Source organism: Streptomyces sp. NPDC001480, from assembly GCF_042894725.1.
GTDB lineage: Bacteria > Actinomycetota > Actinomycetes > Streptomycetales > Streptomycetaceae > Streptomyces.
The window spans coordinates 152,129-175,675 of record NZ_JBIAVX010000011.1 but is presented as its reverse complement, the minus strand read 5'-3'; the positions used below and the strand labels follow the sequence as shown (position 1 = coordinate 175,675).

General features: G+C 70.3%; 23 protein-coding genes and 1 riboswitch. Of the genes, 16 read left to right on the top strand and 7 right to left on the bottom strand.

Translation table 11 applies throughout. From position 1 onward, the window contains the following. Positions 1–185: 185 nt before the first annotated feature. Both ACFY01_RS27430 and ACFY01_RS27425 read right to left on the bottom strand, forming a co-directional pair. Positions 186–1,334: a family 2 encapsulin nanocompartment cargo protein polyprenyl transferase gene (locus ACFY01_RS27430; protein ID WP_390738397.1), complete on the bottom strand. Its 1,149-nt coding sequence runs from the start codon at positions 1,332–1,334 to the stop codon at positions 186–188. Between the two features lie 112 nt (positions 1,335–1,446). Next, entirely contained in the window at positions 1,447–2,853 is a 1,407-nt protein-coding gene (locus tag ACFY01_RS27425; protein WP_390738396.1) for a family 2B encapsulin nanocompartment shell protein, read from the bottom strand. Positions 2,854–3,151: 298 nt separating this feature from the next. Here ACFY01_RS27425 and ACFY01_RS27420 point away from each other — a divergent pair, with 298 nt between their 5' ends. Both ACFY01_RS27420 and ACFY01_RS27415 read left to right on the top strand, forming a co-directional pair. After that, positions 3,152–3,745 (top strand): N-acetylmuramoyl-L-alanine amidase, encoded by a 594-nt coding sequence (locus ACFY01_RS27420; protein WP_390738395.1) that lies wholly within the window; start codon positions 3,152–3,154, stop codon positions 3,743–3,745. Positions 3,746–3,776: 31 nt separating this feature from the next. Further along, a complete protein-coding gene (locus tag ACFY01_RS27415; protein ID WP_390738394.1) occupies positions 3,777–4,670 on the top strand; it encodes a 1-aminocyclopropane-1-carboxylate deaminase/D-cysteine desulfhydrase in 894 nt (297 codons plus the stop codon). A 206-nt stretch (positions 4,671–4,876) separates the two neighbouring features. On the opposite strand, the gene ACFY01_RS27410 is transcribed toward ACFY01_RS27415, so the two are convergent. Further along, positions 4,877–6,472, bottom strand: a complete 1,596-nt coding sequence (locus tag ACFY01_RS27410) for a Na+/H+ antiporter (protein WP_390738393.1) — start codon at positions 6,470–6,472, stop codon at positions 4,877–4,879. A 61-nt stretch (positions 6,473–6,533) separates the two neighbouring features. Between ACFY01_RS27410 and ACFY01_RS27405 the strand changes: the two genes are divergently transcribed. The 3 genes from ACFY01_RS27405 (at position 6,534) to ACFY01_RS27395 (ending at position 8,585) form a co-directional block, all read left to right on the top strand. After that, complete coding sequence (locus ACFY01_RS27405) at positions 6,534–6,794, top strand: UBP-type zinc finger domain-containing protein (protein ID WP_390738392.1); 261 nt, start codon at positions 6,534–6,536, stop codon at positions 6,792–6,794. Between the two features lie 262 nt (positions 6,795–7,056). Further along, complete coding sequence (locus ACFY01_RS27400) at positions 7,057–7,470, top strand: anti-sigma regulatory factor (protein WP_004925829.1); 414 nt, start codon at positions 7,057–7,059, stop codon at positions 7,468–7,470. Then, the gene (locus tag ACFY01_RS27395) at positions 7,467–8,585 is read left to right on the top strand and encodes an RNA polymerase sigma factor SigF (RefSeq protein WP_390738391.1); all 1,119 of its coding nucleotides are present in this window, start codon (positions 7,467–7,469) and stop codon (positions 8,583–8,585) included. The genes ACFY01_RS27400 and ACFY01_RS27395 overlap by 4 nt, the downstream gene beginning before the upstream one ends. A 32-nt stretch (positions 8,586–8,617) precedes the next feature. Here ACFY01_RS27395 and ACFY01_RS27390 read toward each other — a convergent pair whose 3' ends face one another. After that, a complete protein-coding gene (locus ACFY01_RS27390; RefSeq protein WP_390738390.1) occupies positions 8,618–9,067 on the bottom strand; it encodes a hypothetical protein in 450 nt (149 codons plus the stop codon). A gap of 116 nt (positions 9,068–9,183) precedes the next feature. Between ACFY01_RS27390 and ACFY01_RS27385 the strand changes: the two genes are divergently transcribed. Further along, positions 9,184–10,152: a diacylglycerol/lipid kinase family protein gene (locus ACFY01_RS27385; RefSeq protein ID WP_390738389.1), complete on the top strand. Its 969-nt coding sequence runs from the start codon at positions 9,184–9,186 to the stop codon at positions 10,150–10,152. A 319-nt stretch (positions 10,153–10,471) separates the two neighbouring features. Next, positions 10,472–10,729 (top strand): WhiB family transcriptional regulator, encoded by a 258-nt coding sequence (locus ACFY01_RS27380; protein WP_016639615.1) that lies wholly within the window; start codon positions 10,472–10,474, stop codon positions 10,727–10,729. A gap of 181 nt (positions 10,730–10,910) precedes the next feature. Here ACFY01_RS27380 and ACFY01_RS27375 read toward each other — a convergent pair whose 3' ends face one another. Beyond that, the gene (locus ACFY01_RS27375; RefSeq protein ID WP_390738388.1) at positions 10,911–12,386 is read right to left on the bottom strand and encodes a sensor histidine kinase; all 1,476 of its coding nucleotides are present in this window, start codon (positions 12,384–12,386) and stop codon (positions 10,911–10,913) included. A 306-nt stretch (positions 12,387–12,692) separates the two neighbouring features. Beyond that, complete coding sequence (locus ACFY01_RS27370) at positions 12,693–13,343, bottom strand: TetR/AcrR family transcriptional regulator (RefSeq protein WP_390738387.1); 651 nt, start codon at positions 13,341–13,343, stop codon at positions 12,693–12,695. 93 nt (positions 13,344–13,436) lie between these two features. Here ACFY01_RS27370 and ACFY01_RS27365 point away from each other — a divergent pair, with 93 nt between their 5' ends. The 8 genes from ACFY01_RS27365 to ACFY01_RS27330 all read left to right on the top strand — a co-directional run bounded on the left by ACFY01_RS27365 (position 13,437) and on the right by ACFY01_RS27330 (position 22,335). Further along, on the top strand, positions 13,437–14,189 hold the full coding sequence (locus ACFY01_RS27365) for an SDR family oxidoreductase (protein ID WP_390738386.1): 753 nt from the start codon (positions 13,437–13,439) through the stop codon (positions 14,187–14,189). Between the two features lie 79 nt (positions 14,190–14,268). Further along, a complete protein-coding gene (gene nagB, locus ACFY01_RS27360) occupies positions 14,269–15,054 on the top strand; it encodes a glucosamine-6-phosphate deaminase (protein WP_390738385.1) in 786 nt (261 codons plus the stop codon). Positions 15,055–15,253: 199 nt separating this feature from the next. After that, on the top strand, positions 15,254–16,018 hold the full coding sequence (locus ACFY01_RS27355) for a GntR family transcriptional regulator (RefSeq protein WP_390738384.1): 765 nt from the start codon (positions 15,254–15,256) through the stop codon (positions 16,016–16,018). Positions 16,019–16,153: 135 nt separating this feature from the next. Continuing rightward, positions 16,154–16,417, top strand: coding sequence for a DUF3311 domain-containing protein (locus ACFY01_RS27350; protein WP_390738383.1), 264 nt, complete (start codon positions 16,154–16,156; stop codon positions 16,415–16,417). Further along, the gene (gene mctP / locus ACFY01_RS27345; protein WP_390738382.1) at positions 16,414–18,042 is read left to right on the top strand and encodes a monocarboxylate uptake permease MctP; all 1,629 of its coding nucleotides are present in this window, start codon (positions 16,414–16,416) and stop codon (positions 18,040–18,042) included. The genes ACFY01_RS27350 and mctP overlap by 4 nt, the downstream gene beginning before the upstream one ends. 84 nt (positions 18,043–18,126) lie before the next feature. Further along, positions 18,127–18,633, top strand: a complete 507-nt coding sequence (locus ACFY01_RS27340) for a GNAT family N-acetyltransferase (protein WP_390738381.1) — start codon at positions 18,127–18,129, stop codon at positions 18,631–18,633. 45 nt (positions 18,634–18,678) lie between these two features. Continuing rightward, positions 18,679–18,811, top strand: a riboswitch (cobalamin riboswitch). Positions 18,812–18,934: 123 nt separating this feature from the next. Then, a complete protein-coding gene (locus ACFY01_RS27335; protein WP_390738380.1) occupies positions 18,935–21,328 on the top strand; it encodes a ribonucleoside-diphosphate reductase subunit alpha in 2,394 nt (797 codons plus the stop codon). Next, a complete protein-coding gene (locus ACFY01_RS27330) occupies positions 21,328–22,335 on the top strand; it encodes a ribonucleotide-diphosphate reductase subunit beta (protein ID WP_390738379.1) in 1,008 nt (335 codons plus the stop codon). Before ACFY01_RS27335 ends, ACFY01_RS27330 begins: the two co-directional genes overlap by 1 nt. Here ACFY01_RS27330 and ACFY01_RS27325 read toward each other — a convergent pair. Continuing rightward, positions 22,248–22,490 carry a hypothetical protein gene (locus ACFY01_RS27325; RefSeq protein ID WP_390738378.1) on the bottom strand — a complete coding sequence of 81 codons (243 nt, stop codon included), beginning with the start codon at positions 22,488–22,490 and terminating at the stop codon, positions 22,248–22,250. The two genes, ACFY01_RS27330 and ACFY01_RS27325, sit on opposite strands and share 88 nt — an antisense overlap. 92 nt (positions 22,491–22,582) lie before the next feature. Here ACFY01_RS27325 and ACFY01_RS27320 point away from each other — a divergent pair, with 92 nt between their 5' ends. Further along, a complete protein-coding gene (locus ACFY01_RS27320; protein ID WP_390738377.1) occupies positions 22,583–23,545 on the top strand; it encodes a GlxA family transcriptional regulator in 963 nt (320 codons plus the stop codon). Positions 23,546–23,547: the final 2 nt, after the last annotated feature.

Genomic DNA, 23,547 nt, shown 5'->3' with positions numbered 1-23,547 from the left:
TGCGGGACCCGCCTGGCCGGAGCCCCCGGTGACCGTGCGGGGTCAGGAGCCGCACGGCCCCGGAGGCTCCGGGGTCTCTTCACGGCCGACGGACCGGCCGATGGAACCGCCGGTGGAACGGCCGATGGAACCGCCGGTGGAGCAGCCGGTCGAACAGCCCGACGAGTAGCCGGCGGGCGCCGGCCTCAGCTGCTGCGCCGGGTCACGAACTCCGCCAGCGCCAGCAGACCGCCCGCCGCCTCCGGATCCGGGACCGCCCGGGCCAGCTCCTGCATCGCCCGGGCCATCCGATCGGCCGCCTGGGCCTGCGCCCAGTCCCGTCCGCCGGCCCGCTCCACGGCCTGGGCCGTGCGGGCGATTCCTTCCGTGTCCCCCTCCTCGTACGGCTTCCCGTACAGCTCGGCGAGTTCCACGGCGGCCGGGGTTCCCGAGGTGAGCGCCGCGACGACCGGCAGCGACTTCTTGCGGGCCGCGAGATCGGCTCCGGCCGGCTTGCCGGTGCGCTCGGGGTCGCCCCATATGCCGATGACGTCGTCGATCAGCTGGAAGGCGAGCCCCGCCTGGCGGCCGAAGGCATCCAGCGCCGCCACCTCCTCCTCCGTCGCCCCCGCGTACAGGGCACCGAGCGCGCAGGCGCACCCGAGCAGCGCGCCGGTCTTGGCCTCGGCCATCACGAGCACCTCGTCGAGCGTGACGTCGTCCGGGGCCCGCTTCTCCATGGCCGTGTCCGCGTGCTGACCGGCGCACAGTTCGACGACGCAGTCCGCGAGCCGGGCCGCCGCCGGTCCGGACGCGGGATGCGGGTCCCCGGCGAGCAGCCGGAGGGCGAGCGCCTGGAGGGCGTCCCCGGCGAGGATCGCGTCGGCGTCGCCGAACACCGTCCACGCGGTGGGCCGGTGCCTGCGGGAGGTGTCGCGGTCCATCACGTCGTCGTGCAGCAGTGTGAAGTTGTGGACCAGCTCCACCGCCGCGGCCGCCCGCAGGGACGCCGCCCGGGCCCCCGGTCCGCCCAGCGCGTCGGCCGCCGCGAGGACGAGCGCGGGGCGTATGGCCTTGCCCGCGCTGCCGGTCGCCGGGGTGCCGTCCGCGTGCCGCCACCCGAAGTGGTACTGCGCGATCCGCCGTATCGAGGAGGGCAACGACTCCACGGCGGCGCGCAGTTCGGGGTCGACCGAGGCACGGGACCGGTCCAGGATCGCCGCTGCCTCGTGCCCGTCGTGCGAACCCGGGGGGCCTGCCCCCGCGACCTCTGGCCGTTCGGGCGGGTCCAGCACCCCGCCAGCCTGCGGCGATCCTCCTGGGCGTTGCTTCGTCCCCGTCATGAACTCGGCCATGGGTCCCCCTCGCGAAGCCCGCGGACCGTGGCGTTTCCGCCCCGGCTGAGCGCGTACCCGGAGGGTCTACCCGTCCCGGCCGACGGGGACACGGCGACCAGGTGCGGAAACGTCACCGCCAGCGGCCGATCTCGACGTTCTCCAGTACACCCAGCGCGTCCGGTACCAGGACCGCCGCCGAGTAGTAGGCCGTGACCAGGTATTTGATGATGGCCTGTTCATTGATGCCCATGAAGCGGACGGACAGGCTGGGCTCGATCTCGTCCGGGATGCCCGACTGGCGCAGCCCGATGACGCCTTGTTCCTCCTCTCCCAGTCGCATGGCGATGATGGAGCTCGTCCGTGCCTCGGTGACCGGGATCTTGTTGCACGGGAAGATCGGTACACCGCGCCAGGTGGGGATGCGGTTGCCGCCCATGTCGACGGTCTCGGGGACGAGTCCGCGCTTGTTCAGCTCGCGGCCGAACGCGGAGATCGCGCGCGGGTGGGCGAGGAACAGCTTGGTGCCGCGCCGGCGGCTGAGCAGTTCGTCCATGTCGTCGGGGCTGGGCACGCCGTCGTGCGGCTGGAGCCGCTGGTCGTACTGGCAGTTGCTGAGCAGGCCGAACTCACGGTTGTTGATCAGTTCGTGTTCCTGGCGCTCCTTCAACGCCTCGACAGTGAGCCTGAGTTGCTGCTCGGTCTGGTTCATCGGCTGGTTGTAGAGGTCGGCCACGCGCGTGTGGATGCGCAGCACGGTCTGCGCGATGCTCAGCTCGTACTCGCGCGGGCTGGCCTCGTAGTCGACGAAGGTGTGCGGGATGTCCGGCTCGCCGCTGTGGCCGGCCGCGAGGTCGACGGCCTTCTCGCCGTACTTGTTGGTGCGCTGGTTCGGGATCGCGCGCTGCCGGCGGACGTGCTCACGCAGGGAGTCGGCGCGCTCGGCGACCTGCTCGAAGTCCTCGCGGGAGAGGATGAGCACCGTGCAGGCGGTGTCCGCGCGCGCGGTGTACTCCCAGATGGCGTCAGGGTCGAGGAGGGCCTGCTCGCCGAAGTACGCGCCGTCCGCGAGGACGCCCAGGACCGCGTCGTCGCCGTACGGGCCCGTGCCGACCTTCTCGATCCTGCCGTGGGCGAGGAGGTAGACCTTGTCGGTCTGGCTGCCGAAGGAGGCGATCACCTCCCCCGGGGCGAAGTCCCGCCGGTGGCAGCGCTGCGCGAGCTCCGAGAGCACCTCCTGGTCGTCGTAGGACCGCAGGGCCGGCAGTTCGGCCAGTTCGCCGGGGATGACCTCGACGCGCTCTCCGGTCTTCACGAAGGTGATGCGCCCATCGCCGAGCGCGTACGTCAGTCGCCGGTTGACCCGGTACGTGCCGCCCTGGACGTTCACCCAGGGCAGCATCCGCAGCAGCCAGCGGGAGCTGATCTCCTGCATCTGGGGTGCGGACTTGGTGGTCGTGGCCAGGTTCCGCGCCGCCGCGGTGTTCAGACTCTGCTGCGGCTTGTTCTGTTCCTCGCGGACCTCTTCGCCTACCGACATAGAGAATTGCCCTCCCGGTCATGCTCCGGCGCCGAACTGCGCCGGGCATCGATCTCACGGTCAGACTCTCATCACGCAACGTGTCCGCACCATTACCCGAAAGAGCGGGATTGGATCATCGGACTACCGGGCAAACAGAGGGACCACGCTCACCACATGCCGGGATTGCGGGGGTTGTCCTGATCGGCTCGCACAGTGTGCGAACGATGCATACCGGGACGTCCGGTTTCGGTAGAGAAGCAGCTGTACGAGGCGGTCGCGACCGGCTGCCGCCCGGCACAGCGCGAAGGAGGCGATCATGGCCTCACCCATGTCCGCGAACGGTTTCCTCAACGCCCTGCGAGCCGAGGGGCTCACCGTCGTCGAGGTCGGCGACTGGGAACACCACAACCGCAACCACAAGGGGCCGTGGGGACCTGTGCACGGCGTGATGATCCACCACACGGTGACCAGGGGCAGCGAGCGGACCGTGGACCTCTGCCGGGACGGCTACACCGAGCTGCCGGGCCCGCTCTGCCACGGCGTGATCACCAAGGACGGCACCGTCCACCTCGTCGGCTACGGCCGCGCCAACCACGCCGGGCTCGGCGACGACGACGTGCTGCGCGCCGTGATCGCCGAGAAGGGGCTGCCGCCGGACAACGAGGCCGACACCGACGGCAACCGGTACTTCTACGGCTTCGAGTGCGAGAACCTCGGCGACGGCGACGACCCCTGGCCCGTGGCCCAGCTGGAGGCCATCGAGAAGGCCGCCGCGGCGGTCTGCCGCCACCACGGCTGGACGGAACGCTCGGTCATCGGCCACCTGGAGTGGCAGCCCGGGAAGGTGGACCCGCGGGGCTTCACGATGAGCTGGATGAGGGAGCGGATCAGGGCACGCCTGAAGGCGTAGCGCCCGGGCCGTCCCGGGCGACAATGAACCCGTGACCAGCCCCGACACCCTCCGCCCCCGTCTGCCCTCCCCCCTGCGGGAGGTGGCCGACGAGCGGTTCACGAGGCACGGCGTGCGGCTCCTGCTCAAGCGGGACGATCTGATCCACCCGGACCTGATCGGCAACAAGTGGCGCAAGCTGGTCCCGAACATCGGGGCGGCGGGCGGCCGCACGATCGTGACCTTCGGCGGCGCGTACTCCAACCATCTGCGGGCCACCGCCGCCGCGGGCCGCCTCCTCGGCCTGACCACCGTCGGCGTGGTCCGCGGCCAGGAGCTGGCCGACCGGCCCCGTAACCCCTCCCTGGCCCGCTGCGAGGCCGACGGCATGCGCCTGCACTTCATCGACAGGTCGACATACCGCCGCAAGGCCGAACCCGGCGCCCTCGACGTCATCCTGCGCGCCCTCGACGAGCCGGACGCCCATGTCGTCCCGGAGGGCGGCAGCAATGCCGAGGCCGTGCGCGGCTGCCAGGCCCTCGGGCGGGAACTGCGCGGCCACGGCGACGTCGTCGCCCTCGCCTGCGGAACCGGCGGCACCCTCGCCGGTACGGCCGCCGGTCTGGCCCCTGACCAGCGCGCCCTGGGCATACCCGTCCTGAAGGGCGGCTTCCTGGCCGCCGAGACACGGGAGCTCCAGGAGCGTGCTTTCGGCGGCCGCCGGGGCACCTGGTCGCTCGACGACCGCTTCCACTTCGGCGGCTACGCCCGCGTCCCCGCGGGACTCGAAGCCTTCGCCGCGGACTTCGAGGACCGCCACGGCCTGCCCGTGGAGCGTCTGTATGTCGCCAAGATGCTCCACGCCCTCGTCACCCTCACCGGCGAGGGCGCCTTCCCACGCGGTACGACGATCACGGCCGTCATCACCGGCCGCCCCTTCCCGTGACCGGCCCGCCCCGTGACCGGCTGTCCCGTTCCCGCCCGTCGCAGGACCATCCCGTCCCGTTCCCACCCGCCGCGGGACCAGCCCCTCCTGTGACCGCCCCATCCGCGACGGCCCCGCCCCGAGCACCCCACCCCACGAACAGCCCGTCCCGCGAGCACTCCGTCCCATGACCAGCCCGCGCCCCGGAAAACCCGCACGGCCAGTGCCTACGCCGCCTCCCGGTACGCCGCCGCCTCCTCCAGGTCCAGCCGGCGCAGCAGCGTGCGCAGCATCTCGTCGTCGATGTAGCGGTGGTCGCGCAGCCGGACGAACACCTCGCGTTCGGCGCTGATCATGTCCCGGGACAGCCGGCGGTAGGTGTCGTCGACCGTCTCCCCGGTCACGGGGTTCACCGCGCCGAGCCGCTCCCAGACGGCGTTGCGGCGGCGCTCCAGGACCATGCGCAGGCGGTCGGCGAGCGGCGGAGGCAGGGCGTTGCGCTCGTCCGAGAGGAGTTCCTCCAGGCGCTGCTCGGCGACCCGGGAGGCCTGCGCCTGGGCATTGGCCTCGGCGAGCGTCTCGGCCTGCGCGTCCCGGCCGGGGAACCTCAGCAGGCGGATCAGCGGGGGCAGGGTCAGGCCCTGTACCACCAGTGTCCCGATCACCGTGGTGAAGGTCAGGAACAGGATGAGGTTGCGCTGCGGGAAGGGGCCGCCGCCGTGCACCGTGAGCGGGATGGAGAAGGCGATGGCCAGGGAGACCACGCCCCGCATCCCGGCCCACGAGGTGACCATCGCGCCCTTCCAGGTGGGGTTCGCCTCCCGCTCCCTGATCCGCGACGACAGCAGGCGCGGCACGAAGGTCGCCGGATACACCCACACGAACCGGGCCGCGACCACCACCAGGAAGACGGCCACCGCGTACCAGGTGGCGTCGGCACCCTCGTACTCCCCGAGGCCCTTGAGGACGACCGGCAGCTGGAGCCCGATGAGCGCGAAGACCGCGGACTCCAGGACGAAGGCGACCATCTTCCACACGGCCTCCTCCTGGAGCCGGGTGGCGAAGTCGACCTCCCACGCGCGGTGGCCGAGGTAGAGGGCGACGACCACGACGGCGAGGACTCCGGAGGCGTGCAGCTGCTCGGCGACGCCGTAGGCGACGAACGGGATGAGCAGGGAGAGCGTGTTCTGGAGCAGGGGTTCCTTCAGGTGCGTGCGCAGCCAGTGAAGCGGAGCCATCAGGACCAGGCCGACGCCGACGCCCCCGACCGCCGCGAGCAGGAACTCACCGATGCCGCCGAGCCAGGTGGCGCCCTCGCCGACGGCCGCGGCCAGCGCGACCTTGTAGGCGGTGATCGCGGTGGCGTCGTTCAGCAGGGACTCGCCCTGGAGGATCGTGGTGATCCGCGAGGGCAGGCCGACCCGACGGGCGACCGCGGTCGCCGCGACCGCGTCCGGCGGCGCCACCACGGCGCCCAGCACCAGCGCGGCGGTCAGCGGCATCCCGGGGACGATCAGGTAGACGGCCCAGCCGACGACGAAGGTCGCGAAGAGCACGTATCCCACCGACAGCAGCGCCACCGGCCGTAGCTGGGCCCGCAGGTCGAGGTAGGAGCTGTCGGTCGCCGACGTGTACAGCAGCGGGGGCAGCAGGAGGGGCAGCACGACCTCGGGGTCGAGGGTGTAGTCGGGCACCCCGGGGACGTACGAAACCACCAGGCCGACCGCGACCAGCAGCAGCGGCGCCGGCACCGGCGTCCACCGGGCCGCCCCCGCGATCGCGGCACTCCCCGCCACCAGCAGCAGCAGCGGCAACACGTCCATCGTCCTCGCCCGCCCTCTTTTTCCGCGCGGTCACCCGCACGCCCGTCGTAATCTGGCAATCATGAAACAGTGCACGCACGCCGACGCGCTGCCGCACCCGGAGCCCGAACCGCAGAACGAGACCTGCCCGGAGTGTCTCGCGAACGGCACACACCCGGTGCAGCTGCGGAAGTGTCTGACCTGTGGCCACGTCGGCTGCTGTGACTCCTCACCGGGGAGGCATGCCACGGAACACCATGAGAAGTCCGGTCATCCCGTGATGCGGACCTTCGAACCCGGAGAGAGCTGGCGCTGGTGCTTCGTGGACCACGTACTCGTGTGACCCTGTAAGGAGGCGCCGATCCGGACGGTTCGAGCGTCTGACGTCTGGGTACGTCAACCCGGCGCGCGCTCTCCCCAATTGGGACCGCCGACCCTCTAGACACGGAGCGTATCCACAGCTTTACTGTGAGTGACGCCAGGGGGTTGGGGTCCCGGGGACAGGAACGTTCGGAGCGCGATAGCGTCACCGCTGAACCACGTATCGCGTTACCCCGAGGGGCGACCCTCGGCCCCTTAAAGCTTGTACCACCATGGAGGTGAGGGTGTCCCAGATCGCAGGCGAGCCCGCGACCCAGGACTTCGTGGAAGTCCGGCTGCCGGCTGCGGGTGCCTACCTGTCGGTGCTGCGGACGGCGACGGCCGGTCTCGCCGCCCGCTTGGACTTCACCCTGGACGAGATCGAGGACCTGCGCATCGCCGTGGACGAGGCCTGCGCGATCCTGCTCCAGCAGGCCGTGCCCGGCTCCGTGCTCAGCTGTGTCTTCCGGCTCGTCGACGACTCGCTCGAGGTCACGGTCTCGGCGCCGACCACGGACGGGCACGCTCCCTCGCGGGACACCTTCGCCTGGACCGTGCTGTCGGCCCTGGCGGGCAAGGTCTCCTCGGCCGTCGACGAGGACAAGACCGTGTCGATCAGCCTCTACAAACAGCGCGGCGCGGGACCCGGGCCGGCGTGAGGAACGGGGACGGTCCGGTGCGGGACGAAGAGCGCGGCACACGTGAGCTGCCGGTCGGAGACGCGGGCTCTCCGGACGGTTCCCCACGCATGCGGGACGGCATCGACGGGATCCCAGAGCAGGCCAGGCCGCACCCGGAGGACCACTCCGCGGAGGCCGGCTTCCCGGACGACGGGCAGCGGGATCGGGAAGGTGCCGTGCAGAGCGCGCCTCTGGAGCGGCGGAGCGGGGGGTCCCCGGCCCGGACGGAGGCGAGGGCTCGGGGAAGGGCGACGGGCGGGACGATGAGCGAGCACGAACGGGACGACGACGAGCTGGACGCACAGGCCGTGCCGGCCCTTCAGGGCGCGCAGCACGGCCCCCAGGACCGCAGTGGGGCGCGTGCGATGTTCGTCGAGCTGCGGGCGCTGAGCAACGGCAGCCCGGAGTACGCCGAGCTGCGCAACCAGCTGGTCCGCATGCACCTGCCGCTCGTCGAGCATCTCGCACGCCGCTTCCGCAACCGTGGTGAGCCGCTGGACGACCTCACCCAGGTCGCCACCATCGGGCTGATCAAGTCGGTCGACCGCTTCGACCCGGACCGGGGCGTGGAGTTCTCCACGTACGCCACTCCGACCGTCGTCGGCGAGATCAAGCGGCACTTCCGCGACAAGGGCTGGGCGGTCCGCGTGCCGCGCCGGCTTCAGGAGCTGCGCCTGTCGCTCACCACGGCCACGGCCGAGCTGTCCCAGCAGCACGGGCGCTCCCCCACGGTGCACGAGCTGGCCGAGAAGCTCGCGATCTCCGAGGAGGAGGTCCTGGAGGGCCTGGAGTCGGCGAACGCGTACTCCACGCTTTCCCTGGACGTTCCCGACACGGACGACGAGTCCCCCGCGGTGGCCGACACCCTCGGCGCGGAGGACGAGGCCCTGGAGGGCGTCGAGTACCGCGAGTCCCTCAAGCCCCTGCTGGAGGATCTCCCGCCCCGGGAGAAGCGGATCCTCCTTCTCCGTTTCTTCGGCAACATGACCCAGTCCCAGATCGCCCAGGAGGTCGGCATCTCCCAGATGCACGTCTCCCGCCTCCTGGCCCGCACCCTGGCCCAGCTGCGGGAGAAGCTGCTGGTCGAGGAGTAACCGACGGGGCTTCAGGCAGCCCCGTCGGAGGGCTACCGTTCCGCCCGGCCCGGCCCCTTGATGCCCAGCGCCCTGGTCGTGGCCGGGTTCAGCAGGAGGACCAGCGCGGTCAGCGCCACCACGGCGAGGGCGATACCCGCAGGGATCGCGGCGCTGTCGGCCTGGAGGAGGCTGTAGGCGACCGGGAGCGCCATGATCTGCGTGATCACGGCGGGGCCCCGGCTCCAGCCGCGCCGCAGCAGCAGGCCGCGCGCGGCGAGCAGCGGCAGCAGGGCGAGCACGATCAGGGTGATGGCCAGGGTCACGGCCTGCTGCCGGTCGTCCGGGTCGCCGGTGACGCCGAGTACGAGCGTCCACACACCCCCGACCACCAGCGCGGACCCTTCCAGCGCGGCCAGCGCGGCCGCGTAGGTCAGCCGGCGCGGACGGGGGCCGTCGGCCTCCGCTGGGGTCTCGGTGGTGGGGTTCTGCTCGCTGCTCACCCCTGAAGGGTAGCCCTCGCCCCGGAGCCCGGGGTGTCCAGGCTCACGCCCCCTTCTCTTACCGGATCCCTACCTCGGTCTGGGCCCAGTACCACCCAGTAGGTAACCTGCAACCCATGCGTGCACTTCTCGTGGTCAATCCGGCGGCAACCACCACAAGCGCACGTAGGCGTGACGTGCTGATCCACGCGCTGGCGAGCGAGATGAAGCTGGAGGCGGTGACCACCGAGTACCGCGGTCACGCCCGGGACCTGGGCCGGCAGGCGGCGGAGAGCGACGACATCGACCTGGTCGTGGCCCTCGGCGGCGACGGCACCGTCAACGAGGTGGTCAACGGCCTGCTGCACGCCGGCCCCGACCCGGACCGGCTGCCCGGCCTCGCCGTGGTCCCCGGCGGCTCCACCAACGTCTTCGCCCGCGCCCTGGGCCTGCCCAACGACAACGTCGAGGCCACCGGCGCCCTGCTGGACGCCCTGCGCGAGGGCCGCGAGCGGGTCGTCGGTCTCGGTCTGGCCTCGGGCACGCCCGGCACCGAGGACGAGGCGGTCCCCTCCCGCTGGTTCACGTTCAACGCGGGCCTCGGCTTCGACGCGGGTGTGGTCGGCCGGGTCGAGCAGCAGCGCGAGCTGGGCAAGAAGTCGACGCACGCCTTGTACGTCCGTCAGGTCGTCCGGCAGTTCCTCGGCGAGCCGCACCGCCGGCACGGCACGATCACGCTCGAACACCCCGGCGGGGACCCGGTCACCGACCTTGTCGTGGCGATAGTCTCGAACACGTCGCCTTGGACCTATCTCGGCAATCGCCCGATGTACACGTCGCCTAAGGCCTCGTTCGATAAAGGCCTCGACGTACTCGGTCTCAGCCGCCTGTCCACGGCCGCGGTTGCCCGGTATGGCACCCAGTTGCTCACTTCGTCCCCTGAGCGCGGCCCCCATGGCAAGCACGCCAGCTCCCTGCATGACCTGGACGGCTTCACCTTGCATTCGAAGGTGCCACTCCCCCTTCAGATGGACGGCGACCACCTGGGACTGCGTACCAGCGTGACGTTCACAGGCGTACGCCGCGCACTGCGTGTGATTGTGTGAGCGGAACGGGCTAAAGTCCTTTCACTCGAACGTTTAGGCCAGGATCCACCCCATGGAAGTACGGCTGTGACCCAGTCGACACCGAGGAATCAAAAAAAACTTTCCGGAAGGGGTTGTATCCGCCGCTGAGGTTTGCGAGTCTCTACGTGGCGATCGGGACGGCCGCAACACCGGCCTCCACTGATCACCGGAACCCCTCTTCAGACACAGGACCACGCCGGGGAAGACTCGGCGGTCGGCCCTTCACTTGTTGAGGGATTCGTGAAAGCGTTCACATTCACAAGCAATCTGCATGTAATACCAAGGAGAGGTAGCAGCCATGGACTGGCGTCACAACGCCGTTTGCCGCGAGGAAGACCCCGAGCTCTTCTTCCCCATCGGCAACACCGGTCCTGCGCTGCTGCAGATCGAGGAAGCCAAGGCCGTCTGCCGTCGCTGCCCGGTTATGGAGCAGTGTCTGCAGTGGGCGCTCGAGTCCGGCCAGGACTCCGGCGTCTGGGGTGGTCTCAGCGAGGACGAGCGTCGCGCGATGAAGCGCCGCGCCGCCCGCAACCGGGCTCGTCAGGCCTCCGCCTGACAACCCACCCCTGCTGACAGCCTGAGCTTGGCGGCGCGTACAGCGAGTACGCATCTCCCGCCCCCGAGCCGCAGCGCGCAGTACCCCCGATGCGCTTAGTAGAGCAGCAACGAGCTTAAGCCCCGGGCCACTTGTGGTCCGGGGCTCAATGCTGTTCGGGGTGCCTCCGTTGTGTCCGTGCCTATTTCTGTGCCCGCACCGGGATGTCGAGGATCACCCGCGTCCCCCGCTCCGGCGCCGGGACCATGTCGAAGGTGCCGCCCAACTCGCCCTCCACCAGGGTCCGTACGATCTGGAGGCCCAGGTTGCCCGAGCGGTGGGGGTCGAAGCCGTCGGGGAGGCCGACGCCGTCGTCCTGGACGGTGACCAGGAGGCGGGCCTCCTTGGTGGTGCCGCCGCGGACCGCGGAGACCTCGACGGTTCCGGTGTCGCCGTCGCGGAAGCCGTGCTCCAGGGCGTTCTGGAGGATCTCGGTCAGGACCATGGACAGCGGGGTGGCGACCTCGGCGTCGAGTATGCCGAAGCGGCCGCTGCGCCGGCCGGCGACCTTGCCCGGTGAGATCTCGGCGACCATCGCGAGCACCCGGTCGGCGATCTCGTCGAACTCCACCCGCTCGTCCAGGTTCTGGGAGAGCGTCTCGTGCACGATGGCGATGGAGCCGACCCGTCGCACGGCCTCCTCCAACGCCTCCCGGCCGCGCTCGGATTCGATGCGCCGGGCCTGGAGGCGGAGCAGGGCCGCCACCGTCTGGAGGTTGTTCTTCACCCGGTGGTGGATCTCCCGGATGGTGGCGTCCTTGGTTATCAACTCGCGTTCGCGGCGGCGCAGTTCGGTGACGTCCCGCAGCAGGACCAGTGAACCGATGCGCGTCCCCTTGGGCTTGAGCGGGATCGCCCGGAACTGGATCACCCCGTCGTTGGACTCGATCTCGAACTCACGCGGCGCCCATCCGCTCGCGACCTTGGCCAGCGCCTCGTCCACCGGGCCCCGGGTCGGGGCGAGTTCGGCGGTGGTCGTACCCAGTTCCTGGCCGACCAGGTCGGCGGCGAGACCGAGGCGGTGATAGGCGGACAGGGCGTTCGGCGAGGCGTACTGGACGATGCCGTCAGCGTCCAGCCGGATCAGGCCGTCGCCGACGCGCGGCGAGGCGTCCATGTCGACCTGCTGGTCGGGGAACGGGAAGGAGCCGGCCGCGATCATCTGCGCCAGGTCGGAGGCGCTCTGGAGGTAGGTGAGCTCCAGGCGGCTCGGGGTGCGCACGGTCAGCAGATTGGTGTTGCGGGCGATGACGCCGAGGACCCGCCCGTCCCGTCGTACGGGGATCGACTCGACCCGTACCGGGACCTCCTCGCGCCACTCCGGGTCGCCCTCGCGCACGATCCGGCCCTCGTCCAGCGCCGCGTCCAGCATGGGACGCCGGCCGCGCGGGACCAGATGGCCGACCATGTCGTCCTGGTAGGAGGTCGGGCCGGTGTTGGGGCGCATCTGGGCCACCGAGACGTACCGCGTGCCGTCGCGCGTGGGGACCCACAGGACCAGGTCCGCGAAGGAGAGGTCGGAGAGCAGCTGCCACTCCGAGACCAGCAGGTGGAGCCACTCGAGGTCGGAGTCGTCGAGGGCGGTGTGCTGGCGTACGAGTTCGTTCATGGAGGGCACGTCTGCGAGCGTACCCGGGGGCCGGACCTGGCCGAAAAACACCCGCGGGCCGCGGCGCCTGGGAGGGACCCTCAACCCTCCCGGCACCGCAGCCCGGAGCAGCAACGGCCGTGGGGTGTGCGGTCCCGGTCGGCCGATGGATGAGGATCCGGGGCAGTCAGGGCAGAGAGCTCCGGGTCCTCGGTCCGCCTTCCTGTGCGGGGAAGGCGGAAGAGTGCGTCCTACGCATTGTGGACTAGACCAGCAGATGTGTCCATGCGTCGGGAGTTGTTGCAACTTGGCGCTTCGAAGCCTAGCCCGCCCGGGTCACGTACGGGGCCAGATGGCCATGGCAATTTCCGCGAGTGCGGTCAGTTCCTCCCGGCTCGCGCCGTCGCGCGCCTGCTGGGACATCCCCTGGATCACGGCGCCCGTGTGCCGGGCCAGTGCGACGGCGTCGAGGTCCGCCGGCAGTTCGCCCGCGGTCACGTCCTCGCGGATGCGGCGCTCGAAGGCGGCGATGTTGGCCTTGCGGCGCTCCCGCAGCAGCGCCTCCACCTCGGGGCTGGTGCAGTTGATGGCCGCGTGGATCACCAGGCAGCCGTACGGATGGGCGGGATCGGTGTACTCGGCCGCGGCCTCGCGCAGCATGCGCTCGACGGCCGCCCTGGCGGTGGGCTCCTCGGCGAAGGCCCGGTCCCCGAAGGATCCGTGCGTCCCCGCGTAGACCGTGACGACCTCCTCGAACAGCGACTGCTTGTCCCCGAAGGCCGCGTAGAGGCTGGGTGCCCCGATGCCCATGACCCTGGTGAGGTCGGAGACCGAGGTCGCCTCGTAGCCGTGCTCCCAGAACGCCATGAGCGCCCTCTCCAGCGCGGTGGCCCGGTCGAAGGAGCGGGGGCGGCCCCGGGATCTGGAGGCGACGCCGGCCCGCTGCTTCGCCTCGCCGCTCGACTCGCTCAGCTCACTCGACACCATGGGGTGAATTCTATAGCGCTCCCTAGAAAAGGGCCGCCGACGCGTTGTACGGTCTTTGTGTATCGATCACTAGGTAATTCGGAGGGCGTCGGCATGGGTGTGCTCACAGGCAGGACGGCACTCGTCACGGGGGCGGGCAGGGGGATCGGGCGCGGGATCGCCGAGCGGCTGGGGCGCGACGGGGCGCGGGTCGCGGTGCACTACGGCAGCAGCGAGGCGGCGGCGAAGGAGACGGTGGCCGCGATCGAGGCGGCGGGCGGCTCCGCCTTCGCGATCCGGGCCGAACTGGGGCGGCCGGGGGACGCGGAGGCCCTCTGGGAGGAGTTCGACCGGCACGCGGAGGGGCTGGACATCCTGGTCAACAACGCGGGGATCGGCGGCGCCCCGCCCATCGAGGAGATCGACGAGGCGACCTACGACCAGGTCTTCGCGGTGAACGTGAGGGCGCCGTTCTTCATCGTCCGGCACGGCCTGGAGCGGCTGCGCGACGGCGGCCGGATCATCAACATCTCGTCCGGCCTCGCCCGGACCGCCGTTTTTCCCCACCAGATCGCCTACGCGATGACCAAGGCCGCCCTGGACGTCTTCTCCCGGGACCTGTCCAAGGTGCTGGGCCGCCGGGGCGTCACCGTCAATTCGGTGGCCCCGGGAATCATCGACACCGACAACACCGCCGAGCTGCTGCACGGCACCGAGGGCGGCTGGGCGCGGGCGGCGGAGATATCGGCACTGGGCAGGGTGGGCGAGACGGCCGACGTCGCGGACGTGGTGGCCTTCCTCGCCTCCGACGCCGGGCGCTGGGTCACCGGGAGCTGGGTGGATGCCACAGGGGGCTCGCTGACGTAGCCGGGGTGCGCGCGGTACCATTCTTTCGATTGGTCTAAACCACACTGACCGGTAACCACACAGATCGGCAGGCCCCAGCGTGGAAGTTGTCATCGTTCCGGACGCCGAGTCGGGCGGCGAACTCATCGCCGAGGCCATGGCACAGCTGTTGCGACGCAAGCCCGGGGCCCTGCTGGGCGTGGCCACCGGCTCGACCCCGCTGCCCATCTACCGGGCCCTGGCGGCCAAGGTGCGGGCCGGGGCCGTGGACGCCGCGCAGGCGCGAATAGCGCAGCTCGACGAGTACGTGGGACTGCCCGCCGAGCACCCCGAGTCCTACCGGTCCGTGCTCCGCCGGGAGGTGCTGGAACCGCTCGGGATCGCGATGGACGCGTTCATGGGCCCGGACGGAACCGCCGAGGACGTGCAGGGCGCGTCCGAGGCGTACGACCGGGCGCTCGCCGAGGCCGGGGGCGTGGACCTCCAGTTGCTCGGGATCGGCACCGACGGGCACATCGGATTCAACGAGCCCTGCTCCTCGCTCTCCTCGCGCACACGTATCAAGACGCTCACCGAGCAGACCCGCATCGACAACGCCCGCTTCTTCGAGGGCGACATCGAGCAGGTGCCGCACCACGTCATCACCCAGGGCATCGGCACCATCCTGGAGGCCCGCCACCTGGTGCTGCTCGCCACCGGCGAGGGCAAGGCGGACGCGGTGGCGGCGACGGTCGAGGGGCCGGTCGCGGCCGTCTGCCCGGCCTCGGCGCTCCAGCTGCACCCCCACGCCACGGTGGTCGTCGACGACGCCGCGGCGTCGAAGCTCAAGCTCGCGGACTACTTCCGGCACACCTATGCCCACAAGCCGGACTGGCAGGGCATCTGAGGCCGGCATGGTCGGCTTGAGGTAGGTACAAGGTGCGGCAACCACGGCTTTGGACTAGACCAAGCAGGATCACAACGGTATACAGAGGAGATCACGGAGCGTGCGGGTGGGGACCCGACGCGCTGAGCCGTGCCACGATGTGAGCCGTGGCCGATGGGCATGTCGGTCGCTTGGGCACCCGGAGCCGGGAAGGCAGAGCATGAGCACCGACGTCAGCAGTGCGGAGAACGAGAGTGGCGCCACCGTCCGTACCGCGCGCGTGCCCAAGTACTACCGCCTGAAGAAGCACCTGCTCGACATGACGGAGACCCAGGCGCCGGGCACCCCCGTCCCGCCCGAGCGCACGCTGGCCGCCGAGTTCGACACCTCGCGCACCACCGTCCGCCAGGCCCTTCAGGAGCTGGTCGTCGAGGGCCGGCTGGAGCGCATCCAGGGCAAGGGCACCTTCGTCGCCAAGCCGAAGGTCTCGCAGGCGCTGCAACTCACCAGCTACACCGAGGACATGCGCGCCCAGGGTCTGGAGCCGACCTCGCAGCTGCTGGACGTCGGCTACATCACCGCCGACGAGCGGCTCGCCGAGCTGCTCGACATCACGGCCGGCGGCAGGGTGCTGCGCATCGAGCGGCTGCGCATGGCCAACGGCGAGCCGATGGCCATCGAGACCACGCACCTGTCGGCCAAGCGCTTCCCGGCGCTGCGCCGCAGCCTCGTGAAGTACACCTCGCTGTACACCGCGCTCGCCGAGGTCTACGACATCCACCTCGCCGAGGCCGAGGAGACCATCGAGACCTCGCTGGCCACCCCGCGCGAGGCGGGTCTGCTCGGTACGGACGTGGGCCTGCCGATGCTGATGCTGTCCCGGCACTCCCTGGACCGCGAGGGCAAGCCGGTGGAGTGGGTGCGCTCGGTGTACCGGGGGGACCGCTACAAGTTCGTGGCGAGACTCAAGCGACCGCAGGATTAGCCGAGTCGGCATCTTCACGCCACAACCCCGAAATCGACATACCGATATGCGGATGAGGTCTTCCGCCGGCGTGACACTGTCGCCTAGATTGCCTGCGCATTACACAGGTGATCAGTGAGGGGACGGAGCTGTGGCATGTCCGAAACGCCTGAAGTGAAACCACCGGTGGTGACGCCGGTCCGGGTGATCATCGGCCTGTGTCTCGTCGCGCCCTTCGTGGCGATGCTGTGGGTCGGCTCCTACGCGAAGGCGGACCCCGCGTTCATCGGCATCCCGTTCTTCTACTGGTACCAGATGCTGTGGGTGCTGATCTCCACCGCGCTGACCATGACCGCCTACCAGTTGTGGCGCCGTGACCAGCGGTCCCGCCACACCGCGAAGGGGGGTGCGGCGGAATGAAGGACGGCGTGAACGGCGTCGCGCTCGGCGTCTTCATCTTCTTCTTCCTGGCCGTCACGGCCATGGGCTTCCTCGCCGCGCGCTGGCGCAAGGCCGACAACGAGCACAGCCTCGACGAATGGGGCCTGGGCGGCCGGTCGTTCGGCACCTGGATCACGTGGTTCCTGCTCGGCGGCGACCTGTACACGGCCTACACCTTCGTGGCGGTGCCGGCGGCGATCTACGCGGCGGGCGCGGCGGGCTTCTTCGCGGTGCCGTACACCATCCTCGTCTACCCGCTGATCTTCACGTTCCTGCCCCGCCTGTGGTCGGTCTCGCACAAGCACGGCTATGTGACGACCTCGGACTTCGTGCGCGGCCGGTTCGGCTCCAAGGGCCTGTCGCTGGCGGTGGCGCTGACCGGCATCCTGGCGACGATGCCGTACATCGCGCTCCAACTGGTCGGCATCCAGGCCGTGCTGGACGTGATGGGCGTCGGCGGCGGCGAGAACACCAACTGGTTCGTGAAGGACCTGCCGCTGCTGATCGCCTTCGGCGTGCTGGCCGCGTACACGTACTCGTCGGGCCTGCGGGCGCCCGCGCTGATCGCGTTCGTCAAGGACGCGCTGATCTACATCGTCATCGCCGTCGCGATCATCTACATCCCGATCAAGCTGGGCGGGTTCGACGACGTCTTCGCCAAGGCGGGCCACGCGTTCAGCCAGGTCAACCCGGCGACCGGGAAGCCGCGCGGCGCGCTCGTGCCGGCGGAGGCGGGCCAGTGGACGTACGCCACGCTGGCGTTGGGCTCGGCGCTGGCGCTGTTCATGTACCCGCACTCGATCACCGCGACCCTGTCCTCGCGCAGCCGTGAGGTGATCCGCCGCAACACCACGATCCTGCCGCTGTACTCCCTGATGCTGGGCCTGCTGGCGCTGCTGGGCTTCATGGCGATCGCGGCCGGGGTGAAGGTCACCAACGGTCAGCTGGCGATCCCGCAGCTGTTCGAGGACATGTTCCCGGACTGGTTCGCGGGCGTGGCCTTCGCGGCGATCGGCATCGGCGCGCTGGTGCCGGCGGCGATCATGTCGATCGCGGCGGCCAACCTCTTCACCCGCAACATCTACAAGGACTTCATCAAGCCGGACGCCACGCCGAAGGAGGAGACCCGGGTCTCCAAGATCGTGTCGCTGCTGGTGAAGGTGGGCGCGCTGGTCTTCGTCCTGACCATGGACAAGACGGTCGCCATCAACTTCCAGCTGCTCGGCGGCATCTGGATCCTCCAGACCTTCCCGGCGCTGGTCGGCGGCCTGTTCACCCGCTGGTTCCACCGCTGGGCCCTGCTGGCCGGCTGGGCGGTCGGCATGGTGTACGGCACGTTCGCCGCGTACGGGGTGGCCTCGCCGACGCAAGCACACTTCGGCGGCTCGGCGAAGGAGATCCCCGGTATCGGTGAGATCGGCTACATCGGCCTCACGGCGTTCGTCCTGAACGTCGTGGTGACGGTGGTCCTGACCTTCGTCCTGAAGGCGGCGAAGGCCCCCGAGGGCGTCGACGAGACCAAGCCGGAGGACTACACGGCGGACGCGGGCGACCCCGGCGTCGAGGTGGAACTGCCCCCGGCGACGGCCGGAGCCTCCCACTAGAGGAGGCCCCAGCAGGCAGGGCTGCGGCGGGCCGTCGGGAAATCCGGCGGCCCGCCGTCTGGTGCGTGGGGCACACTGCGGGCCATGGACATCCAGATCCGTGAAGTGGAACCCGACGAGTACGCGGCTCTCGGCGAACTGACCGCCCGCGCCTACCTCGACGACGGCCTCCTCGACTTCGGGGAGAGCGACTGGTACCTCGGTGAGCTCAGAGACGTGGCCAAGCGAGCGGCGGCCGCCGACGTGCTGGTCGCGGTGGCGGACGGAAACGTACTCGGCGGGGTCACTTTCGTACCCTCCGGCGGGCCCATGGCCGACATCGCCGGACCGGGAGAGGCCGAGATACGGATGCTCGCGGTCGCTCGGGCGGCGCGCGGCCGGGGTGCCGGCGAGGCCCTCGTCCGTGCCTGCGTGGACCGTGCGCGGGCCGCGGAGGGGTGTGTACGGGTCGTCCTGTCGACCCAGCGCACCATGCGCGCCGCCCATCGCATCTACGAACGACTCGGCTTCGTCCGCAGCCCCGGGCGGGACTGGAACCCGATCCCGGACCTCGACGACATCACTCTCCTCACCTACGAGCTGACGCTCTGAAACCGCCCCGACACAACATCTGGGGGTGGCGTGACGGGCGAGCACAAGATGTATGCTCATGCTCGTTGTCGCCGCAGGGGAATCCGGTGCGAATCCGGAACTGTCCCGCAACGGTGTACTTGTGCATGTCTGTGCACAGGAGTCAGTCCGAGGACCTGCCGACAGCGCGCCCCGGCCGTCCGGCCCGGGTGCCTTGACGTCCGGGCCTCGTGGAGTGGGCCGGTGGACGCGACGCCGTGCGCGCTCGTGTGCTGCCCCCTGCCCTCCGCCAGGCCCCCTGCCGAGCGAGGGAGTGCCCCACGTGACCATCGCGCCAGCCGACCCGGCTTCAGCCATCCCGGCGACCGAGGCGACCCCGGTGGAGTCCGACGGTCCCGGTACCGCGCTGTTGCGGACCCTGACCGAGCTGACCGCCGACCTGCCCGACGCCGACCCCGGCCGGGTGGCCGCCGCCGCGTTGCGCGGCCGGTCCGCCCGCGCCGACGAGGCGGAACTGCGCGAACTGGCCACGGAGGCGGCCGCCGGCCTGATCTCCGAGGACCCGGCCTACTCCAGGCTGGCCGCCCGGCTGCTGACCATCAGCATCGCCGCGGAGGCCGCCTCCCAGGGCGTCACCTCGTTCACCGGGTCCGTGGCCGTCGGCCACCGCGAGGGCCTCATCGCCGACCGCACCGCCGACTTCGTACGGCTGCACGCGGCCCGCCTGGACGCGCTGATCGACACCGGCGCCGACGACCGCTTCGGCTACTTCGGCCTGCGCACCCTGCACAGCCGCTACCTCCTGCGGCACCCCCTCACCCGCAAGGTCGTCGAGACGCCCCAGCACTTCCTGCTGCGGGTGGCGAGCGGCCTCGCCGAGGACGACACAGCCCGCTCGGTCGACGAAGTGGCCGCGCTCTACGGCCTGATGAGCCGCCTCGACTACCTGCCCTCCTCCCCCACCCTGTTCAACTCCGGCACCCGGCACCCCCAGATGTCGTCCTGCTACCTCCTCGACTCCCCCAAGGACGAGCTGGACTCCATCTACGACCGCTACCACCAGGTCGCCCGGCTCTCCAAGCACGCCGGCGGCATCGGTCTGTCGTACAGCCGGATCCGTTCGCGCGGCTCCCTCATCCGCGGCACCAACGGGCACTCCAACGGCATCGTGCCGTTCCTCAAGACCCTCGACGCGTCCGTGGCGGCCGTGAACCAGGGCGGCCGGCGCAAGGGTGCCGCCGCGGTCTACCTGGAGACCTGGCACTCCGACATCGAGGAGTTCCTGGAGCTGCGCGACAACACCGGCGAGGACGCCCGCCGTACGCACAACCTCAATCTCGCGCACTGGATCCCGGACGAGTTCATGCGCCGCGTGAACGCCGACGAGCAGTGGTCCCTGTTCTCCCCGGCCGACGTGCCCGAGCTGGTCGACCTGTGGGGCGAGGAGTTCGACGCGGCGTACCGCAAGGCCGAGGCCGAGGGGCTCGCGAAGAAGACCATCCCGGCCCGTGACCTGTACGGCCGTATGATGCGCACCCTCGCGCAGACCGGCAACGGCTGGATGACCTTCAAGGACGCCGCCAACCGCACCGCGAACCAGACGGCCGAGCCGGGTCACGTCGTGCACTCCTCGAACCTGTGCACGGAGATCCTGGAGGTCACGGACGACGGGGAGACCGCGGTCTGCAACCTGGGTTCGGTCAACCTCGGCGCCTTCGTCGACACCGCGACCGGCGACATCGACTGGGAGCGGCTGGACGACACCGTCCGTACCGCCGTCACCTTCCTCGACCGCGTCGTCGACATCAACTTCTACCCGACCGAGCAGGCCGGCCGCTCCAACGCCAAGTGGCGTCCGGTGGGCCTCGGCGCGATGGGTCTCCAGGACGTCTTCTTCAAGCTGCGGCTGCCCTTCGACTCGCCGGAGGCGAAGGCGCTGTCCACGCGTATCGCCGAGCGCGTCATGCTCGCCGCGTACGAGGCCTCCGCCGACCTCGCCGAGCGCAACGGCCCGCTGCCGGCCTGGGAGAAGACGCGTACGGCCCGGGGCGTGCTGCACCCCGACCACTACGGCGTCGGGTTCACCTGGCCGGAGCGCTGGGCGGCGCTGCGCGAGCGCGTCGCGACGACCGGCATGCGCAACTCGCTGCTGCTGGCCATCGCCCCCACCGCCACCATCGCCTCGATCGCCGGCGTCTACGAGTGCATCGAGCCGCAGGTGTCCAACCTGTTCAAGCGCGAGACGCTGTCCGGCGAGTTCCTCCAGGTCAACTCGTACCTGGTGAAGGACCTCAAGGAGCTCGGCGTCTGGGACGCCCGCACCCGTGAGGCGCTGCGCGACGCGAACGGCTCGGTGCAGGACTTCGCCTGGATCCCGGCCGACGTACGGGCGCTGTACCGCACGGCCTGGGAGATCCCGCAGCGCGGCCTGATCGACATGGCCGCCGCCCGCACCCCGTTCCTGGACCAGTCCCAGTCCCTGAACCTGTTCTTGGAGACGCCGACCATCGGCAAGCTCTCCTCGATGTACGCGTACGCCTGGAAGCAGGGCCTGAAGACGACGTACTACCTGCGCTCCCGCCCGGCGACCCGCATCGCCCGCGCCGCCCAGGGCCAGGCGCAGCCCCAGAAGACAATCCCCGTCCAGCAGGTCGCCGACCCCGACGCGGTCGCCTGCTCCCTGGAAAACCCCGAGTCCTGCGAGGCCTGCCAGTAATGCCCAACCAGAACCTGCTCGACCCCGGCTTCGAGCTGACTCTCCGCCCCATGCGCTACCCCGACTTCTACGAGCGCTACCGGGACGCCATCAAGAACACCTGGACCGTGGAGGAGGTCGACCTCCACTCGGACGTCGCCGACCTCGCCAAGTTGTCACCGGAGGAGCAGCACCTGATCGGCCGGCTGGTCGCGTTCTTCGCGACGGGCGACTCGATCGTGGCGAACAACCTGGTGCTGACGCTGTACAAGCACATCAACTCCCCCGAGGCGCGGCTCTACCTGAGCCGCCAGCTCTTCGAGGAGGCCGTGCACGTCCAGTTCTATCTGACGCTGCTCGACACCTATCTGCCCGACCCGGAGGACCGCGCCGCCGCCTTCGCGGCCGTGGAGAACATCCCGTCCATCCGCGAGAAGGCCGGGTTCTGCTTCAAGTGGATCAACGAGGTCGAGAAGCTGGACCGGCTGGAGTCGAAGGCCGACCGCCGCCGCTTCCTGCTCAACCTCATCTGCTTCGCCGCGTGCATCGAGGGCCTGTTCTTCTACGGTGCCTTCGCGTACGTCTACTGGTTCCGCAGCCGGGGTCTGCTGCACGGTCTGGCCACCGGCACCAACTGGGTGTTCCGCGACGAGACGATGCACATGTCCTTCGCCTTCGACGTCGTGGACACCGTCCGCAAGGAGGAGCCGGACCTCTTCGACGACGAGCTCCAGCAGCAGGTCACCGACATGCTGCGGGAGGCCGTCGAGGCCGAGCTCCAGTTCGCGCGCGACCTGTGCGGTGACGGCCTCCCGGGTATGAACACCGACTCGATGCGACAGTACCTGGAGTGCGTCGCCGACCAGCGTCTGACGCGCCTCGGCTTCGCCCCGGTGTACGGCTCCGAGAACCCCTTCTCCTTCATGGAGCTGCAGGGTGTTCAGGAGCTGACCAACTTCTTCGAGCGGCGTCCTTCGGCGTACCAGGTGGCGGTGGAGGGCACCGTCGACCTGGACGAGGACTTCTGATCCGCGGTCTCCTCCCGTGCCTGCTGGGCCTCCCTGATCTGTCGGTCGACGCGCCGGTCGTGCGCGATGCCGATCAGTGACGGGAGGACCATCAGGACGAAGATCCCGAGGACGACGAGCATTGCGGTCAGGCCTTCTGTCTGCGCTGTAGTCATGACACCACTGTCGCGCCGGACACTGCTTACCGTGAGTGGCAGGACTGCCGTACATCTTCAAATTCCTGCCACTGCGGAGGCACACTGGCAGCATGCTGAAGAACGTGACGGCCGTGCTGCTGGACGGCGTGCACCCCTTCGAGCTCGGCGTCGTCTGCGAGGTGTTCGGCATCGACCGCAGCGACGAGGGGCTGCCGGTGTACGACTTCGCGGTCGCCTCGGCCGAGGGTCCGACACTGGGCACCGGCTGCGGGTTCACGCTGTCGACGCCGTACGGTCTGGAGCGGCTCGACGATGCGGACCTGATCGCCGTACCGGCCGGTGACACGTACATGAGCCGGGAGTACCCGCCCGCGCTGCTCGACGCGCTGCGCCGGGCCGTCGAGCGGGGTGCCCGGGTGCTCAGCGTCTGCTCGGGCGTCTTCCTGCTGGGCGCGGCCGGGCTGCTGGACGGGCGGCGCTGTGCCGTGCACTGGCGGCACTCCGACGAGCTCGCCCGGCGCTTCCCGCGCGCGGTCGTCGAGCCGGACGTGCTCTATGTCGACGAGGACCCGGTGATCACCTCGGCCGGCACCGCCGCCGGCATCGACGCCTGCCTGCACATCGTGCGCAAGGAGCAGGGCCCGGAGGTCGCCAACAAGATCGCCCGGCGCATGGTGGTGCCCCCGCACCGGGACGGCGGGCAGGCCCAGTACATCGAGCGGCCGCTGCCGAAGAGCTCCTGCGACACCGTGGGCGAGGTGCTCGCGTGGATGGAGCAGCACCTCGACGAGGAGGTCACCGTGGAACAGCTCGCGGCCCGCGCCCACATGGCCCCGCGCACCTTCGCCCGCCGCTTCCAGCAGGAGACGGGCACCACCCCCTACCGCTGGATCCTGCGCCAGCGGGTGCTGCTGGCCCAGGAGTTGCTGGAGGGTACGGACGAGACGATGGACGCGATCGCCTGGCGGACCGGGTTCGGTACGGCGGCCGCGCTGCGCCACCAGTTCGTCCGGGCGCTGGGCACGACCCCGAACGCCTACCGGCGCGCGTTCCGGGGGCCTGAGGCCGCCTGAGC